Here is a 16,125-nt window from a genome sequence, read left to right as displayed (position 1 = left end):
CCGCCACCCGCCCACGCACGACGGCCGTCCGCTCCCTCCACGCCCGACCCCAGACGGAGACCATCAATGATCGACCTCTACGCAGGCCCCACGCCCAATGCCCGCAAGATCCTCATCATGCTGGAGGAACTTGGTGCTCGCTATGTGATCCACGAAATCGACATCCTCGCCGGCGACCAGTTCACGCCGGCATTCCTCGCCATCAACCCGAACAACAAGATGCCCGCGATCGTCGATCCCAATGGACCGGGCGGCGCGCCCATCCCAGTGTGGGAATCCGGTGCGATCCTGATCTATCTCGCCGAGAAATACGGCCGGTTCATCCCGGCCGACCCCCGCGCCCGGATCGAATGCCTGAAATGGCTGATGTTCCAGATGTCGGGAGTGGGGCCGATGGCCGGACAATTCGCGTTCTTCCGCTTCTACGCTCCCGAGAAGATCCGGCTCGCGATCGATCGCTATGCCGGCGAACTGAACCGCCTGATGCGCGTCATGAACCAGCGGCTCGAACAGGCCGAATATCTCGCGGGCGACGAGTACGGCATCGCCGACATCGCGGTCTATCCCTGGTGGGACACGATGAAGCTGGTCTCGACCGAGCCGCGACCCGCGCTCGAACGCTGGGGCGACGCGATCGCGGCGCGCCCGGCGGTGGTGACGGGAATGACGCTGCTCACCGATCGCTTGCGGCCCGAGGTGGTGCAGGCGGGCATGACCAGGAAGATGGACGAGAAAACCTATTCCGGGCTCTATGGTGCGCGCCAGCACGCGCAGGCCGGCAACGATGAAGCGGAGGGCTGACATGCCGGGTGGAACCGCGCGTCGCCTGGAGGGCAAGGTCGCGCTCATCACTGGCGCGGCCTCCGGCATCGGCTGGGCCGTCGCCGAGCGGATGGCGAGCGAGGGCGCGCTAGTGGCGCTAGCCGACGTCGATGCGACCGCCTTGGCGGCACGCGTCACGACGCTTGGCGAGGATCGCGCCGTAGCGGTGACGGCGGATGTCGGCGACGCGGCGGCGTGCGAGGCTATGATCGCGGCGGTGATCGCCCGGTTCGGCAAGCTTGACATCCTGGTGAACAACGCGGGCGTCGGGGTATTGGGGCGAGTCGGCAAACTCGATCCCGCCGACTGGCGGCGCGTGTTGTCCATCGACCTCGACGGCGTGTTCCATGGAACGCGCGCGGCGCTGCCGCATCTGATCGCCACGCGCGGCGCAATCATCAACACCGCCTCGACTTCCGGGTTGGGCGGCGATCCGGGTCAGGCGGCGTATAACGCGGCGAAGGCGGCGGTCATCAACCTGACTAGGACGATCGCGCTGGAATACGGTCGAGACGGCGTTCGCGCGAACTGCGTATCGCCCGGCCTCACACTGACCCCGCCCAATGTCGCGTTGCAGAAGATGGAGTATCTCGCGCACGAATATGCCGAGCGCGTGCCGCTCGGGCGCGGAGGGCGCCCGGAGGAGATCGCGGCGGTCATGTGTTTCCTCGCGTCCGACGAGGCGAGCTACGTGACCGGCGCCAATATCGTCGTCGATGGCGGCCTGAGCGCCGGTTCGGGCGCGCCCAGTTTTCTCAAGGCGTTCGCCGATCAGCGTAACCGCACGGGGCCCGCTTAGGATCCGGACCTAAGCCAATCCATGCGCGATCAGGCTGTTGGCCGCATCGACGATCGACTCCGCGGCCGGGCGCGGCTTCCAGCCGAGCAGGCGTTCGGCCTTGGCGATGCTGGCCTTCGTCTGGATCCCGAGGTTCGGTGCCATCTGTGCCATCTCCGGGTTGAACAATGCCCCGATACGCACGACCAGATCGGGCAGCTTGCGCGTCGGCACCTTGTCCGCGCGCGCACCGAGCTTCTCGCGCAGGATGCGGGCGATGTCGGTGAACCAGAGGAAGTCGCCGGTCGCCAGGAAACGCTCGCCCGCCGCCTGGGGTTCGGTCATCGCCAGGATGTGGATGTCGACGAGGTCGCGCACATCCACGATGCCGAAGCCGATCCGTGGCAAGACGGGCATCTTGCCGCGCAGCATCATCGCGATCACGCCGACCGAGGCGGAGAAATCGCTGCCAAGCACCGGTCCCTGGATCTGGCTCGGCAGCACGGTCGCCAACTCCATCCCGCGACCCTCCTCCCGCACGAACGCCCAGGCGTCCTGTTCGGCCAGCGTCTTCGCGCGCGCGTAGTTGAAGGCGGGTTTGTCGGGGACATCGGTCCAGACCGTCTCCTCGCTCACCTGCCGCTCCTTATCCTTTGGCGTTGCCGCCGACATGGACGAGGTGAGCACGACCCGCTTCACACCGGCTTTCGCCGACGCCGTGAGGACGCGGCGCGTTCCCTCCCGCGCTGGGCGGATCACATCATGTCCGCGAAACTCGCCGATCGGCATCGGCGATGCGACGTGCATCACATAATCGGCACCCTGCGCCGCCGCGTCCCAGCCGTCGTCCTTCAGCAGGTCGGCCGCGACGAACGACAAGCGATCGCCGGGATCAACCTCGCTCGCGATCATCGCGCGGACCTCGTCCTGCCGCGCCAGATTGCGGATCGTCGCTCGAACGCGATAGCCCCGCCGCAACAGGCCGACCGCGATCCAGCTGCCGAGATAGCCCGATCCTCCGGTGACGAGTACCGTACCCGGCGCTATGTCTTCGGCCATTGCATGCTCCTGTGGGTCGCCCGGCACGTACGTCAGGGCGATGGATTTATCTTTATGATCGCTATATAAAGCCTGTCGTGATGTCAAACGCTCCCGTATTACAGCCTGTTCGTCGGCGCGGACGCCCGCCCCGGTTTGACCGTGCCGCGGCGCTGGATGCTGCGACCGGTCTATTCTGGCGGCACGGCTATGAGGGGACGTCGATCGCGATGCTGACCGAGGCGATGGGCTTCACCCCGCCGACACTCTACGCGGCGTTCGGCTGCAAGGAGGCGCTGTATCGCGAGGCGCTCGATCGTTATGGTCGCCGGACCAGCACGAAACAGCCGGCGGCCTCCGATACGTCGGTGTTTAGCATGGTCGAACGCTTCCTGCGCAACGCCGCCCGGGAATTCACGCGCGGCGACCAGCCGCGTGGATGCATGATCTCGACCGGTTCGCTGCGTTGCGCGGCCGACCAGCATGCGGCGGTCGACGCCGCCGCCGCGCACCGCGCCGCGGCGTTCGACGGCTTCATCGCGCGGATCGAGGAAGCGAAGCGGATCGGCGAGGTGCCTACGCATACTGACGCCCACGCGCTGGCACGCTTCTATGCGGCAGTCGCGCAGGGCATGTCGGTCCAGGCGATCGACGGCGCGGATGCGGCGGCACTCGACGCCATGGTCGATATCGCGCTGGCGGCGTGGCCGGGCCGGATCCGCGAATGAATGCGCGCCGTCAGCACGAGCTGTCGCCTTGCGTCCGAAGGCGCTCGATCAGCATGGCCACGTCAGGCAGAATCGGTTTCATCGACCCGGTGCGCGGTACGTCGTCAACCACCGCGACGAACACAGGAAGCTGGTAGGGCAGCAGCCGCGCGCGCAGGAACGCATCGAGTTCGCTGTCCGCCGGTGCCGAGACCCCCGCACGAAGCATCACCGCCGCCACCGGGACCGCACCCAGCCGCGCATCCGGCAGTCCGACCACCACCGCTTCGCGCACATCGGGATGCGCTTCCAACGCCGAGACCAGTTCGGCCGGATGCACCTTGAAGCCGCCACGGATGATCGCGGCATCGGCGCGCCCCGTGATCCACAGAAATCCATCTTCGGCCAGCCGGGCCAGATCGGTCGTCCGGAACCAGCGGTCGGGATCGGGCAATTGCGTCGAGCGGAGCTCCAGCACGCCGTCCGCCATCGGCGGCAGCACGGCACCCGACGCGGCATCCACCACCCGCGCCTCCACCCCGGCATGGAGACGGCCCACACTGCCGCGCCGGTCACCCCAATGCGCCTTGAAATCGAGCAAGGACCAGCCCGCGACCGGCCCGGCGAATTCCGTTGCACCGTAGTTGGTCAATACCGGAATGCCGTAGCGATCGAGAAACGTATCGATGGTCGCGGGGTCCACTGCCGCCGTTCCGGCGATCAGCGCTCGCAACGAGGCCAAGTCTTTGCGCGGCAAGTCGGCGTCCAGGATCATCCGCAAACCCGCCGCAGTCGCGCCCGCGACCGCAGGTCGATACGTCGCCACCGCGCGGTGCCAGGGGGCGACTGCGAACTTCTCCAGCAGGACGATCCTCCGGCCGCCAGCGACGCTGTTGAGCGCGCTCCAGATGCCGCCGATATGGGTCAACGGCGCGACCAGGATCTGCACGCCACTCCTCAGCACCGGAGCGGTATCGCCGCTCCTGTGCTCGTAATGCAGCGTCGCCTCGAAACTTTCCCGGAAGGCGCGCCGCGTCAGCGCGACCCGTTTGGGCGTGCCGGTCGTGCCGCTGGTGAGCATCTCGATCATCGTGGCGGGCGTCGCGGGACATCGGGCCGCGCCCGGTTCCCGACTATGCCGCAGCAGCGGTTCGCCCTCCCATGCCCCAGGCAGCGCGATCACCGCGGTGCCGGTGCGGCTTAGCGCTTCCTCCATTCCCGGCCGTTCGAGATCGGCGAGTTCTGCGATGACCACCGCTAGGTCGAGGCCTGCGATATCTGCTGCGACGACAGCATCGGGGTAGGTCGGGTTAACGGTGACGAGACAGTCGCCGCGCAACACGACCGCGTACAGCGCCTGCAGCTGCGGCAGGCGGTTGCGCAGCATGATGCCGACGCGCGCGCCCTGCGGCAGTTCCAGGCGGTCCAGCACGGCGCGAACGGCAGCGATGCGCGACGCGAGTCCGCGCCAATCGAGCCAGCGCCCCTCCCATTCGACCGCTGGCGCATCGGGTTCCACCGCCATCACGCCTTCGATCAAAGCCGCCAGATCGGTCAAATTCCTGCTCCTTCCGCCCGCTCCAGGTGCGTAGCGCGACATGATACGGAAGACGGACGCCCGCCGCCAAGCTGTTCTCCCCTGGCGTCCATCGCGGATCGCGATACTGCACTCGGCAATACGGATGGCGTCGGCGATGCGCGGTGGCGCATGCTTCCCACCGGAGAGGCACGATGGCGACAAGCCCAATTTCTGCGGACGATACCTTCGTGCGCGTGGAGCGCGACGGCGCCATCGCGATCATCACGCTTGATCGCCCGCATAGACGCAACGCGGTTGTCAATGCGATGGGCCGGGAACTGGAAAGCGCATTCCTATCTGCGGGCACGGACAGCGCTGTCCGGGTTATAGTGCTATGCGGAGCGGGCGGGCATTTCTGCGCCGGCGGCGACATGGAACGGCTCGCGGACATCCGGGACCGTGGTATTACGGCGCTGTCGGTTCCCCCTGAAGCCGACAATCCCCGCTTCGCGGCTATGACGGACGCGCCGCCGGGTACGCGCACGCGCTATCTCCTGCCGATGGCCGTTCCGCAGCCGGTCATCGCCGCGATCGGAGGAGCCTGCGCCGGTGCCGGCCTCGTGCTGGCGACGGCATGCGATCTTCGCGTGGCGGCGCATGACGCCCGGTTCGCGGCGGGCTTCGGCAGGCGCGGGCTGATCGCCGAAAACGGCATCGCGGTGATACTCCCTCATCTGGTCGGGCACGCCGCCGCCGCCGACCTGCTGATTCGCGGACATCGTATCGACGCCTACGAAGCGCGGCGCATCGGGCTGGTCGGCGATGTCGTACCGCCCGGCGAGCTCCTGTCGCGCGCTTCCAACATGGCGCGCGAGATCGCACGCGAGGTATCCCCGCGGTCGGCGACGGTCATCAAGCGACAGCTCCAGGCCACGATTCATGACCTCGGCCGATCGCTCGACCGCGCGGCGGCGGAACTTCGCGCCGCGATCGTCACGCCGGACTTCGCCGAAGGCATTGCCGCCTTCGTGGAAAAGCGCGCACCCGTCTTTGCCGACCGCGCATCGCAGGCGACGGCATGACACCCTGCACCGGTCTGACCCCGCGACCGCGCTTGATACGATCACCGTGGGTGACCGTGGCCGTGTTGTTCGCGTTCTACGTTTTTTCCTTCGTTGATCGCGTCATCATAAACCTGATGGTGGCGCCGATCGAACGAGACCTTGCGATCGACGATTTCCACATGAGCCTCCTGCTCGGCCCGGCTTTCGGGCTGTTCTACGTGGTGGTGGGGCTCGCCGCCGGGGTTGCGGTCGATCGCTGGCCGCGCCGGGTCATCACCGCAATCGGCGTCGCTTTATGGGGAGCGGCCACGTTCCTGACGGGGTTCGCCGGTAACTTCGCGATGCTGGCGATGGGGCGGACCGGGGTCGGCATCGGCGAGTCGACGCTTACTCCCTCGGCACACGCGCTGATCGCGGACAGCTTCCCGCGACACCGCCTTTCCACCGCGATGGCGGTGTTCACGGTCGGCGCGATCGTCGGGGGAGGGTTAGCCTTGCTGGTCGGCGGTGCTGTCGTGCACGCGCTGGCGGAGCGCGGTGCCGTTTCGCTGCCGCTGATCGGCGCAGTGAGCGGATGGCAGGCGGTCTTCTTCGCGGTCGGTGCCGCGACCTTGCTGTTGCTGCCACTCGCACTGCTGATGCGCGAACCGGCCCGCGACCGTCCTGCCAACGGCGCTGCGAACCCGGTACGACATGCCATCTCGTTCGGCGCGTTGCTACGGCGTGACTGGCGACTTTTCGTCCTGCTGCCGGTCGGCTTCGGCTGCACCAACATCGTCGCGGTCGCCTATGTCACGTGGGTGCCGACGTTTATGATGCGCAGCTATGGCATGAACGCGGCGCAAGTCGGGCTGGCGCTTGGCGTGCAGAACCTCGCCGCCGGGCTGCTCGGACAGATCGGCGGCGCGATGATCGTCGATCGGCTCTACGCGCGCGGCGTGAAGGACGCGCATCCGCGCTATCATATCGTCGGTCTGCTCGTGTCGGCACCGCTGATGCTGCTCGCCTTTCGTGCGCCGACACTGACCGGCTTCCTGATTGCGAGCTTCGCCTTTTATTGCCTCACCTTCCCTTTCGTCGCCTATGCCGCGGCGGCGCTTCAACTGTTCGCGCCCGATCATCTGCGCGGACGCGTTTCGTCGCTGTTCCTGGCCTTGATAACCGTGATCGGAACCGTGATCGGCCCGACCGTCGTCGGGCTGCTGACCGACCATGTCTTCGGCAAGGCCGGGCTGGGCGAAGCCCTGTCCGTCCTTACGATCGCGACCGTGCCGCTTGCCATCGCGGTGCTTGCCCGCGTCGCGAAGACAATGCGCGCAAGGGCATGACCGTCGCCTACCGTCGCGAAGGCGATGTCGCGCTGATCGTCTACCAGCGCGTCGAGCGCCGCAACGCCTGGGATCTGGCGACGTACCGCGCGGCGGCGGATGCCGTCCGCCGGGCCAACGACGACGCCGCGGTCGGCACGATCGTCATCGCGGCGGACGGACCGTCCTTCTGCGCCGGGGCCGACCTGCGCGCATCGCCCGAACCGCGCGATTCCGAGACGGGGCGCCGGCCCGACATGGCCACGGAAGCGATGGCGGCGGGGACCGGCTGGGTGCAACTGCTCGCCGGGTCGAAGCCGGTGATCGCCGCCGTTCAGGGTGTCGCGATCGGACTCGGCATCACCCATGTGCTCGCGGCCGACATCCGCATCGCGGCGGCCGGTGCGCGTTTCGCCTTCCCGTTCCTAGAGCGCGGCACCATGCCCGAATTCGGCGCGACCGCGCTGCTCGCCCGCTTGGTCGGGCATGGCCGCGCGCGCGACCTTTGCCTCTCGGCAAGCACGATCGAGGCCACCGAGGCACTGCGGATCGGACTGGTGACACGAGTCGTGCCGGAGGAGATGCTGCGGGACGCGGCGATGGCATTGGCGGCGCGGATCGCGGGGTTCGATCGCGAGGCGACCCGCCATGCCAAGACCTTGCTGGTCGCCAACGAAGCGGAACCCGATATCGAAGCCGTGCTCGCGCGCGAGCGCGCCGCATTCGTCACCATGCGTCGGGCGCGTTTCCGGCACTGAGTTGCGCGATCAGACCTTCGGCCGCCGACCAGAACCGCACGATCTTGCCCCGCGTGTCCCCGTGACGACGCACGACCGCCATCTCGGTCCGCAACGGACACCCCTCGATGGGTATGCAGATCTGCGATCCGACGGCATGCCGCTCGCGCCGTTCGCGATAGTACCAGAAGCAGATCAGCCGCTGCCGGGCGGCGAAGGTGGCGATCGACTGCCGGTTCTCGTCGGGTGCGGGTACGAACTCGGTCCCCAGTTTCTCGAGCGGCGCGAGCGCCATGCTGCGCGCCGGCTTGTCACTCCGTCCGGGCGATATCATGATCCGGCGCTTCGCCAGATCAGCGAGCGTGACCGCATCGCGATCGGCGAGCGCATCCCCGCACGGCACCAGCGCATGCGCATAGCGAGGACCCAACCCGAGCGCATCGAGACCATCGAGATCGAACGCGGGCGAGAAATGCACCAGCGCGACGTCCACCTGGCCGGCGCGAAGCCACGCGATCAGATCACCCGGCTTGCCGCCGGTAATCTCCACTTCGGCGCGCGGGCTGTGCGCGATCACGCGATCGATCAGCCACAGCCGTTCTTCCAGACCGATCGTGAAGTCGGTGGCGCCGACACGGATCAGCCGGTCGCCACGCACCCGCATGTCGGCCGCGAAGCGTTGCGCGGCCTCGTTGGCTTCCGCCAGCGCTTCCGCCAGCGGAAGAAACCGTTTTCCCGGCTCGGTAAGTGCCATGTGACGCGACGTGCGCTCGAGCAGCCGCTCGCCGACTTGCAGTTCCAGCTTGCGGACTTGCTCCGACACCCATGGCTGCGCCAGCCCCATCGCCCGCGCCGCCGCCGTGATCGAACCGTTGCGCACGACGGCGGCAAAGTTGATCGCCAGCTTGGGATCGAAGATCTGCGCCATGATCTATCCGTAACGCCTATGATTGATCAGACACAACAGATTTGTGACAGTAGACGATCAGGCAGACAATCCATCCGATCGAAGACGCTGCCGCACGAGCAGCGCCGATACGGGCTCAGCGAGTCCCCAGGGAGAGAGAGATGTCTGAATATCGGCGTTCACAGAGGCTGGCGTACTTTCTGAGCAGCGGGGCGTTCGCGATGCTCGCTGCGGTTCCGGCATTGGCACAAGTCCCCCCCGCCCCGACCGACGGTGCCGCTCCCGGCCAGGTGGCGTCAGCCGAGCTGACCGATCCTGGCGTGGAGGATATCGTCGTCACCGCGCAACGGCGCGAGGAACGACTGCAAGACGTACCCGTCGCGATCACCGCGTTCACCGGCAGCCAGTTGACGCGGCTCGGGATCGACGGCTCCAAGCAACTTACGCAAGTGGTGCCGGGCCTGAACTTCACGCAGTCCGTATTCTCGCCGCAGCCGACTATCCGCGGCATCGGCACGCGAGGTACTAGCGCCGGCGAGGAATCGGCGGTGCCGATCTATATCGACGGGGTGTACCAATCCTTCATCCCGGCGGCCGATCTGCAATTCAACAACGTCGATCGGATCGAGGTTCTGAAAGGGCCGCAGGGGGCGCTGTTCGGGCGCAACTCGACCGGCGGTGCGATCAGCATCGTCACGCGCCAGCCCACCGTCGAGCCGACTGGTGCCCTCTCGCTCAGCTACGGCCGCTTCGACGAAGTGATCGCCAAGGGCTATGGTGCGGCGGGGTCCGGTAACGTGGCTGGCGACATCGCCTTTGTCGCGCACCGTGACGACGGCTATATCCGGGACGTGGTGTCGGGCGCGCGCTACGCCAAGCTCGACGATTTCGCCGTACGTTCCAAGATCGTGGCGAAGGTGACCGAAAACCTCGAACTGCGCTTCGCGGTCGGACATGTCGAGAACAACGACTCGACCGGAGAAGCCTATCGCCCGCTCGACGGCAACACCATCGCGCGCCGCGTGCCGGGCACCATCTACGGGGCCGCCCCGTATACCGCTGCGCTGTCGATCGATCCGTACAACACGCTGCGGCAGACATCGGTTTCGGGCACCGCGATCCTGACATTGGCGGGTGCAACGATCACCTCCGTTACTGGGTGGCAAACCAACCATCTGGAGATCGCAGCCGACTCCGACGCGTCTTCGGCGTCGATCGCGACGCTGACGTACCCGCAATATTCGCGCAACGTATACCATGAGACCTACGTCGCGACGCGTGGCGGTGGACCGCTCAGCCTGATCGGCGGGTTCGTGTACTTCCACGACGTATCGGGGCAGAACCCGTTCGTGATCCTCTCGCGACCGGTCTCGACCGCCGGCGTGATCGGCGCGCTGTCGACCTCCACGTTCGTGCCGCGCATGACCGCCGACAGCTATGCCGGTTACCTTCAGGGTACCTACAAGGTCACCCGCGCGCTATCGCTGACGCTGGGCGGACGCTACACCAACGAGACGAAGCAGGCTGCGATCGATGTCCAGATCAACGCGGGACCCGTGAACGCGATCGCGAACCGCGCGAATTTCCAGAAATTCACGCCCTCCGCGATTCTGCAGTTCCGGCCGAACGAACGGCTCAACCTCTATGCCAAATATGGCGAGGGCTTCAAAAGCGGCGTGTTCAACAGCGCCTCCGCGTCGCAGGCCGCGCTCCAGGCGGTCAAGCCGGAGAACGTCAAGCAGTACGAGGCGGGCATCAAGGCCGATCCGCTGCCGTGGCTGCGCATCGACATCGCCGGCTACTATACCGATTACCGCAATCTGCAGAGCAATGCGCGCGACCCGGTGACGCTCGCCACCATTCTCCAGAACGCGGGTAGCGCACGCATCTATGGTGGCGAAGCGGAACTCTCGATCCGACCGACGCGGCGACTGAACCTCCGCGCGGGCATGTCCGCACTGCACGGCACCTATCGGGACTTCCCGAATGCGGTCGTGACGATTCCAACCACGACGGCCGATCCCGCCGTGGCGACCACTTGCGTCGCTGGAACCGGCACGCCGATCGGCGGCAACCGCTCCGCGGTATGCGATGTCGGGGGCAGGAACATCATCCGCACGCCCTTCGTCACCGCCGACGCGGGAATCGATTACAGCGTGCCGGTCGGGCGGGGCGAAGTCGGGTTCGTCGGTAACCTCTATTACTCCGGCCGGTCTTACTGGGACACGCTCAACCGCTTGCGCGAGGCACCCTATGTTCTCGCCAACGGAGAGATCAGCTTCAGGCCAGGTCCGTCGTCGCTGCGCATCGCGATCTGGGGCGAGAACCTGCTGGACGAAACCTACAGTCTGACGACGGTGTCCTCCGCGACGGCGGATACCCAGGTTCTCGCCCGACCACGTACTTTCGGAATACGGTTGAGCTATGGACGCTGATCGTCCCAACCTGCGCGTTGGCGACGCGGGCTATGCGGCCTTGCCGATCCGGCCGCCAAAAGCGAGCGTCCTCCGGCGTGGCGATGGCACGATCCTGATCGAGCAGGCCTATGATATGCCGCCCCCGCCGCGTTCGATCCCGCACCTGTTTCAGACCCGCGCACATGCGTATTGGGACCGGCCGTTCGTCGCGAGACGAGAACGCCTGCCGGGCGGGGCGCTGGGGGATTGGCAGATCCTCCATTTCGGGGACGCGCTCCAGCGCGCACGGGCACTGGCGCAGGCGTTGATCGATCGCGGGCTTGGCCCCGACGCTTCACTGATGGTGCTGTCCGGGCCTTCGGCGGAACACATGCTGTTCATCCTGGCCGCGCAGATGGCGCGCGCGCCTTACGCGCCGATCTCGAGTAATTTCTCCCTCTGGGCGAACGGCGACTTCGCCAAGCTCCGCCACGCGGTCGACATCTGCCGCCCGCGCCTCGTCTTCGCGGACGATGCGGCGGCGTATCGCCCTGCAATGCAAGCGATCGATGGCGGGGATACGATCTTTGTGACGCCGGAGGCCGAGGCTGACGGCTTCAGCATCGGCCTGGACACGCTGCTCGCGACCGACCCTGGCCCGTCGCTCGATGCATCGATCGACGCGATCGTGCCGGACACGCATGCGAAGACGATCTTCACCTCGGGCTCGACCGGGCGGCCCAAGGCGGTCATTCAGACCCAGCGCATGCTGTGCGCCGTAATCCAGCAACACGATACGCTGTACATCCGCGATGCCGGTAACGTCACGGGCGACGCCTATCTCTCGTGGATGCCGTGGAGTCACGTCGGTCCGAACAACATCCTGATCGGCGACGTCATCAACGACGGGGCGGCGCTCTACATCGACGATGGACGGCCGATCCCTGGCCAATTCGAGGAAACGATCCGCAACCTCCACGAAATCCATCCGCACGACTATGGTTCGCCGCCGATCTTCTTCATGCATCTGGCGGCTGCGATGGAAGCCGATCCGGTGTTGCGAGACGGCTTCTTCTCGCGCCTCAAATATCTGCACTATGCGACGGCGGGCCTGAGCCAAGACCTGTTCGACCGGCTGCAGCGGCTGGCGGTCGCCGCCACCGGCGCGAAGATCCCGATCATCACCAAATACGGCGCGACCGAGACGCAGGGCATCACGCTGACGAGCCGGCCGATGGAGGAGATCGGGCCGATCGGCCTGCCGTTTCCCGGCGTGACGGTTAAGCTCGCCCCGGTCGGCGACCGCCTTGAGATTCGCGTGAAGGGGGATACGGTCACGCCCGGCTACCTTGGGGATCGAGCGGCCACCGACGCGGCCTTCGACGAGGAAGGCTTCTACCGGACCGGTGACGCCGCCGTCCTGACCGACCCGGACAAGCCCGGGCTCGGGATCTCCTTCGACGGCCGGGTTTCGGAGAATTTCAAGCTTGCGTCGGGTACGTGGGTAGCGGTCGGACCCTTACGCCTGGCCCTGATTGAAGCACTCGCACCGATCGTGCAGGAAGCTGTCATCACGGGCGAGAATCGCGAGGATGTCGGCGCACTGCTGTGGTTGCGCCCGGCGGAAACGCTGGCGCTCGCGGACTCTGGAACGCTAGGCCGTCATTCCACGGTCCGCGCCCATCTGCAAGCGGCGGTCGCGCGCTACAACACCGTGGCGCGCGGCAGCTCGCGGCGCGTCGCCCGGCTGCTCGTGCTGGACATGCCCCCCGCCGGCGAGGAGATCGCGGAAAAGGGCTATGTCAATCAGCGCGCGGTACAGCGGCTCCGACCCGACCAAGTCGCGCGGCTTTACGCAGCCGAGCCGGACGATGCTGTCATTCTCGCGTGATGGGATGCGCTTGACCGGCTATCCGGCCACCAAGAATGTCAGATTGTCGAACCCTCGCTCTCCAGGCGGTTTCTGACCTCGCGGCGATCCGCCTTGTTCGTCGCGGTCAGCGGAATCGTCGTCGCGATCAAGATGCGGCGCGGCACCTTGTAGGACGACAGAAGCGCTTTGGCGTGCCGGGCGATCTCCCCCGGATCGAGAACCACGCCGTCCGCGGGAACGATCATCGCACCGACGATCTGGCCTCGCTCGGCATCCGGCAAACCGATCACGCACACCTCGGCGATGCCGCCGACCCGGAGCAACGCGTCCTCCACTTCCGCGGGCGAGACGTTCGCGCCTGCTGTCTTTATCATGGTGTCCGCGCGACCGTGAAAGACGACGTGATCGTCGATCAGAGAACAGAGATCGCCCGTGGCGAACCAGCCATCTGGCGTGAAGACGTCGGCATGCTCGCGTCCGACATACCCGAGCATCATGGTATCGCCACGTACGAACAATTCGCCGTGTTCGCCCTCTGGTAGCGCCCTTCCCATGTACGGGTCGACGATGCGATGTTCCATGCCGGGGCTCAGCAAGCCCATCGCACCTTCGGGGCTGGCATCGCCCTCCTCCATCGCAATCGCGTGCGGACCCGCGGTTTCGGTCATTCCCATGCCGAGCCCGAAAAGGTTGGGTCCGTTCGGGCGGCGGGCGGGAGGCACGAACGCCAGGTCCGTCGCCGCCCGCATCGCCGGGAAGTCGCGTGTTGCAAAACTCTCATGTGCGACGAGACGCCGTGTCAGGAACGGCCAGAGCTGAAGCAGTGTGCAACGTTCGCCTTCGATCATGTCCAGCAGCACAGCCGGGTCAGAGCTGGTACTCGTGACGAGCGTGGCACCGACGTGCATCACGGACAGAAGCCCCGTCACGAGACCACCGACCCAGAACATCGGAGCATTCGCGAAGAAGCGGTCGTCGCGCTGGAACGGCATCGACGCTGCCCAGCGGCGGGACGAGCGCATGAAAGCGCCATGACTGTGCCGGACACCTTTCGGCTCGGAGGTCGAACCCGACGTATAGATGATCGTCGCCTCGTCGGCTGGAGTGACGCCGGCTTGCGCCGAGAGGACGACACCGTCTGGGACTTCCCCCTCGGGACGGAGGTCGATCTCGACGGACCAGGCCGCGCGGCCGCGCCAGAGCCAGACCGACCGCAACAGCGGAACCACATCGCTGACGATGCGGTTGCTGTCGCTAGCGAGTTGCAGCGTCTCCTCGAGGCGCTCGTCAAAGCGCGTGCGCTGAAAATGGTCGATCGCGACCAAGAGGGATACGCCGGACGAACGCAGGATACGCGCGAGCTCGGCCGCGCTCGAAAGCGTGCTGATGGGAACGGCGACGGCACCGATGCGCACGATCGCAAGCCACGTGACGAGGAACTCGACGCCGTTCGGCAACAGGACCCCGACCCGCGCGCCCTTGCCGATCCCATGTCCGAGCAGCATGGCGGCAAATGCGGCGGATTGTCGCTCGGCGTCCGCGTAGGTCAGCCGTACTTCGTCCTGAACGAGCAGCTCGGTCGTGCCCCAAGTGTCAGCGCCCCAGGCGAGCAGCGCCGGGATTGTGTCATCGCAGGAAGCCAGCTTGTCCCATGCGAGATGCGCGTAATGTCGATCGGTCTGCATTTCCATCACTCGCGGCGGTTGGGGCGGACGACCGGTTCCGAAAGTCCATGTCGGTTGCTTCGGGCACAGGCTGGCGGCGGGCCGAGATCATGAAGGTCGTTGTCGGTGCGCGGCGTACAAAAGCGAAAACCGTACGACACCGCCATATCGACCCCCGCCCTGAGAGTGGTCCCCTGCGTGGCCAGACAACCGTTTCTTGTTGAACGTCGTCAATTCACCCAACCATGCCAAGGCGTCCTTCGTGCCGTTCAAGGTCGGGTTCGAAGGGCAGCTGACGCCGGACATCCTCGTCTACGGCAATTACGCGACCGCGTATAAGGACCCGGCGATCAACTTGGCGGCGCTCCAGGCCACGCCCGTCCGGACCGAGCGTGTGCGCAGCTTCGAGGCCGGCGCCAAGACGAGCTTCCTGAACCATCGCCTCCAGATCAATGCCGCGATCTTCCACAGCATCTACAACGACCTCCAGCTGTCGCAACTGATCGGCACCGTCGCCACTTTGGTCAACGCGCCCAAGGCGGAGATCAACGGAGCGGAGGCGGAGATCGTCGCCACCCCAGCGACAGGGCTGCAGCTGCGCGCAAACATCGGCTATCTCGACCCAAAGATTCGGCAATTCTCCAACGGCGCGACCATCCCGGGACCGGTCGCAGGCCCGTTGCAGAACCTCGCCGGCAAGCAGCTGCCCAACGTCGCCAAGGTCAGCCTCAATCTGGGCATCGACTATAAGTTCGAACCTATCGACGGGTATGTCGCGCGGCTGGGTGGCGAGTATTCATATAAGAGCAGAATTTACTTCAATGAGTTCAATACGGCGCTGATCTCACAGACACCGGTTGGCCTATTCAACGCCACTGCGTCATTCGGACCGGCGAGCGAGCGGTTCAAGGCATTCTTTTACATCAACAACATCACCGACCGGACCGTGCAAACCGGCGTCAACGTCTTCACCGGCCTGGTGGGGGCGTCACGCGCCGTCAACTATTTGCCGCGGCGCAGCTTCGGCACCGGGCTCTCTTTCTCTTTTTGATGGCAGGTTCGATGACGGCTTTAGACTTGGTGCAAGGCTTCTGCGATCCGCAGTTCCATCAGGTTGCGGAAGAGTTCCGGCGGAACTTCGACGAGCGTGGCGAACTCGGCGCCGCGATCGCGATCCATCTCGACGGCAAAGCGGTGGTCGATCTGTGGGGGGGCACCGCCGACCGCAACAGCGAAAAGCCTTGGGAGGAGAAGACGAGCGTCGTCGTCTTCTCGAGCAGCAAAGGGATGGCGGCGATCTGCCTGCATATGCT

The 16,125-nt window shown here is 66.1% G+C and carries 14 protein-coding genes; 10 read left to right on the top strand and 4 right to left on the bottom strand.

The features are described 5' to 3' along the window. Positions 1-66 precede the first annotated feature (66 nt). Both HUU96_RS03000 and HUU96_RS02995 read left to right on the top strand, forming a co-directional pair. Positions 67-801 carry a glutathione S-transferase N-terminal domain-containing protein gene (locus tag HUU96_RS03000; RefSeq protein WP_174291381.1) on the top strand — a complete coding sequence of 245 codons (735 nt, stop codon included), beginning with the start codon at positions 67-69 and terminating at the stop codon, positions 799-801. Position 802: 1 nt separating this feature from the next. Beyond that, positions 803-1,621, top strand: a complete 819-nt coding sequence (locus HUU96_RS02995; protein WP_174291380.1) for an SDR family NAD(P)-dependent oxidoreductase — start codon at positions 803-805, stop codon at positions 1,619-1,621. A 9-nt stretch (positions 1,622-1,630) separates the two neighbouring features. On the opposite strand, the gene HUU96_RS02990 is transcribed toward HUU96_RS02995, so the two are convergent. After that, a complete protein-coding gene (locus tag HUU96_RS02990; RefSeq protein WP_174291379.1) occupies positions 1,631-2,659 on the bottom strand; it encodes an SDR family oxidoreductase in 1,029 nt (342 codons plus the stop codon). An 80-nt stretch (positions 2,660-2,739) separates the two neighbouring features. On the opposite strand from HUU96_RS02990, the gene HUU96_RS02985 reads away from it, so the two are divergent. Beyond that, on the top strand, positions 2,740-3,366 hold the full coding sequence (locus HUU96_RS02985) for a TetR/AcrR family transcriptional regulator (protein WP_174291378.1): 627 nt from the start codon (positions 2,740-2,742) through the stop codon (positions 3,364-3,366). Positions 3,367-3,376: 10 nt separating this feature from the next. Here HUU96_RS02985 and HUU96_RS02980 read toward each other — a convergent pair whose 3' ends face one another. Then, the gene (locus HUU96_RS02980; RefSeq protein WP_174291377.1) at positions 3,377-4,903 is read right to left on the bottom strand and encodes a class I adenylate-forming enzyme family protein; all 1,527 of its coding nucleotides are present in this window, start codon (positions 4,901-4,903) and stop codon (positions 3,377-3,379) included. Between the two features lie 173 nt (positions 4,904-5,076). On the opposite strand from HUU96_RS02980, the gene HUU96_RS02975 reads away from it, so the two are divergent. The 3 genes from HUU96_RS02975 to HUU96_RS02965 all read left to right on the top strand — a co-directional run bounded on the left by HUU96_RS02975 (position 5,077) and on the right by HUU96_RS02965 (position 7,993). Continuing rightward, complete coding sequence (locus HUU96_RS02975) at positions 5,077-5,946, top strand: enoyl-CoA hydratase-related protein (protein ID WP_174291376.1); 870 nt, start codon at positions 5,077-5,079, stop codon at positions 5,944-5,946. A gap of 116 nt (positions 5,947-6,062) precedes the next feature. Continuing rightward, positions 6,063-7,256 carry an MFS transporter gene (locus tag HUU96_RS02970; protein WP_254604927.1) on the top strand — a complete coding sequence of 398 codons (1,194 nt, stop codon included), beginning with the start codon at positions 6,063-6,065 and terminating at the stop codon, positions 7,254-7,256. Beyond that, positions 7,253-7,993, top strand: a complete 741-nt coding sequence (locus HUU96_RS02965; protein ID WP_174291374.1) for an enoyl-CoA hydratase/isomerase family protein — start codon at positions 7,253-7,255, stop codon at positions 7,991-7,993. The genes HUU96_RS02970 and HUU96_RS02965 overlap by 4 nt, the downstream gene beginning before the upstream one ends. On the opposite strand, the gene HUU96_RS02960 is transcribed toward HUU96_RS02965, so the two are convergent. Then, positions 7,962-8,900, bottom strand: a complete 939-nt coding sequence (locus tag HUU96_RS02960; protein WP_174291373.1) for a LysR family transcriptional regulator — start codon at positions 8,898-8,900, stop codon at positions 7,962-7,964. The genes HUU96_RS02965 and HUU96_RS02960 overlap by 32 nt on opposite strands. A gap of 221 nt (positions 8,901-9,121) precedes the next feature. On the opposite strand from HUU96_RS02960, the gene HUU96_RS02955 reads away from it, so the two are divergent. Beyond that, positions 9,122-11,314 (top strand): TonB-dependent receptor, encoded by a 2,193-nt coding sequence (locus tag HUU96_RS02955; RefSeq protein ID WP_174291372.1) that lies wholly within the window; start codon positions 9,122-9,124, stop codon positions 11,312-11,314. Continuing rightward, positions 11,304-13,166 (top strand): AMP-binding protein, encoded by a 1,863-nt coding sequence (locus HUU96_RS02950; protein ID WP_174291371.1) that lies wholly within the window; start codon positions 11,304-11,306, stop codon positions 13,164-13,166. Before HUU96_RS02955 ends, HUU96_RS02950 begins: the two co-directional genes overlap by 11 nt. 38 nt (positions 13,167-13,204) lie before the next feature. Here the strand turns inward: HUU96_RS02950 and HUU96_RS02945 are convergent, their stop codons facing one another. Continuing rightward, on the bottom strand, positions 13,205-14,839 hold the full coding sequence (locus HUU96_RS02945; RefSeq protein ID WP_174291370.1) for a class I adenylate-forming enzyme family protein: 1,635 nt from the start codon (positions 14,837-14,839) through the stop codon (positions 13,205-13,207). Between the two features lie 193 nt (positions 14,840-15,032). Here HUU96_RS02945 and HUU96_RS02940 point away from each other — a divergent pair, with 193 nt between their 5' ends. Together HUU96_RS02940 and HUU96_RS02935 are read left to right on the top strand one after the other, a co-directional pair. Then, the gene (locus tag HUU96_RS02940; protein ID WP_174291369.1) at positions 15,033-15,863 is read left to right on the top strand and encodes a TonB-dependent receptor domain-containing protein; all 831 of its coding nucleotides are present in this window, start codon (positions 15,033-15,035) and stop codon (positions 15,861-15,863) included. Beyond that, a partial coding sequence (locus HUU96_RS02935) for a serine hydrolase domain-containing protein (protein WP_174291368.1) occupies positions 15,863-16,125 on the top strand: 263 nt, incomplete at its 3' end. The genes HUU96_RS02940 and HUU96_RS02935, both read left to right, overlap by 1 nt.

This window comes from Sphingomonas bacterium, from assembly GCF_903644135.1.
GTDB lineage: Bacteria > Pseudomonadota > Alphaproteobacteria > Sphingomonadales > Sphingomonadaceae > Sphingomonas.
This window is presented reverse-complemented; position numbering and strand designations above follow the sequence as displayed.

What these genes read in the sequence shown, in the direction of transcription:
- HUU96_RS03000 (WP_174291381.1), top strand. Translation starts at nt 67, where the DNA reads ATGATCGACCTCTACGCAGGCCCCACGCCCAATGCCCGCAAGATCCTC.
- HUU96_RS02995 (WP_174291380.1), top strand. Translation starts at nt 803, where the DNA reads ATGCCGGGTGGAACCGCGCGTCGCCTGGAGGGCAAGGTCGCGCTCATC.
- HUU96_RS02990 (WP_174291379.1), bottom strand. Translation starts at nt 2,659, where the DNA reads ATGGCCGAAGACATAGCGCCGGGTACGGTACTCGTCACCGGAGGATCG.
- HUU96_RS02985 (WP_174291378.1), top strand. Translation starts at nt 2,740, where the DNA reads ATGTCAAACGCTCCCGTATTACAGCCTGTTCGTCGGCGCGGACGCCCG.
- HUU96_RS02975 (WP_174291376.1), top strand. Translation starts at nt 5,077, where the DNA reads ATGGCGACAAGCCCAATTTCTGCGGACGATACCTTCGTGCGCGTGGAG.
- HUU96_RS02970 (WP_254604927.1), top strand. Translation starts at nt 6,063, where the DNA reads ATGGTGGCGCCGATCGAACGAGACCTTGCGATCGACGATTTCCACATG.
- HUU96_RS02965 (WP_174291374.1), top strand. Translation starts at nt 7,253, where the DNA reads ATGACCGTCGCCTACCGTCGCGAAGGCGATGTCGCGCTGATCGTCTAC.
- HUU96_RS02960 (WP_174291373.1), bottom strand. Translation starts at nt 8,900, where the DNA reads ATGGCGCAGATCTTCGATCCCAAGCTGGCGATCAACTTTGCCGCCGTC.
- HUU96_RS02950 (WP_174291371.1), top strand. Translation starts at nt 11,304, where the DNA reads ATGGACGCTGATCGTCCCAACCTGCGCGTTGGCGACGCGGGCTATGCG.
- HUU96_RS02945 (WP_174291370.1), bottom strand. Translation starts at nt 14,839, where the DNA reads ATGGAAATGCAGACCGATCGACATTACGCGCATCTCGCATGGGACAAG.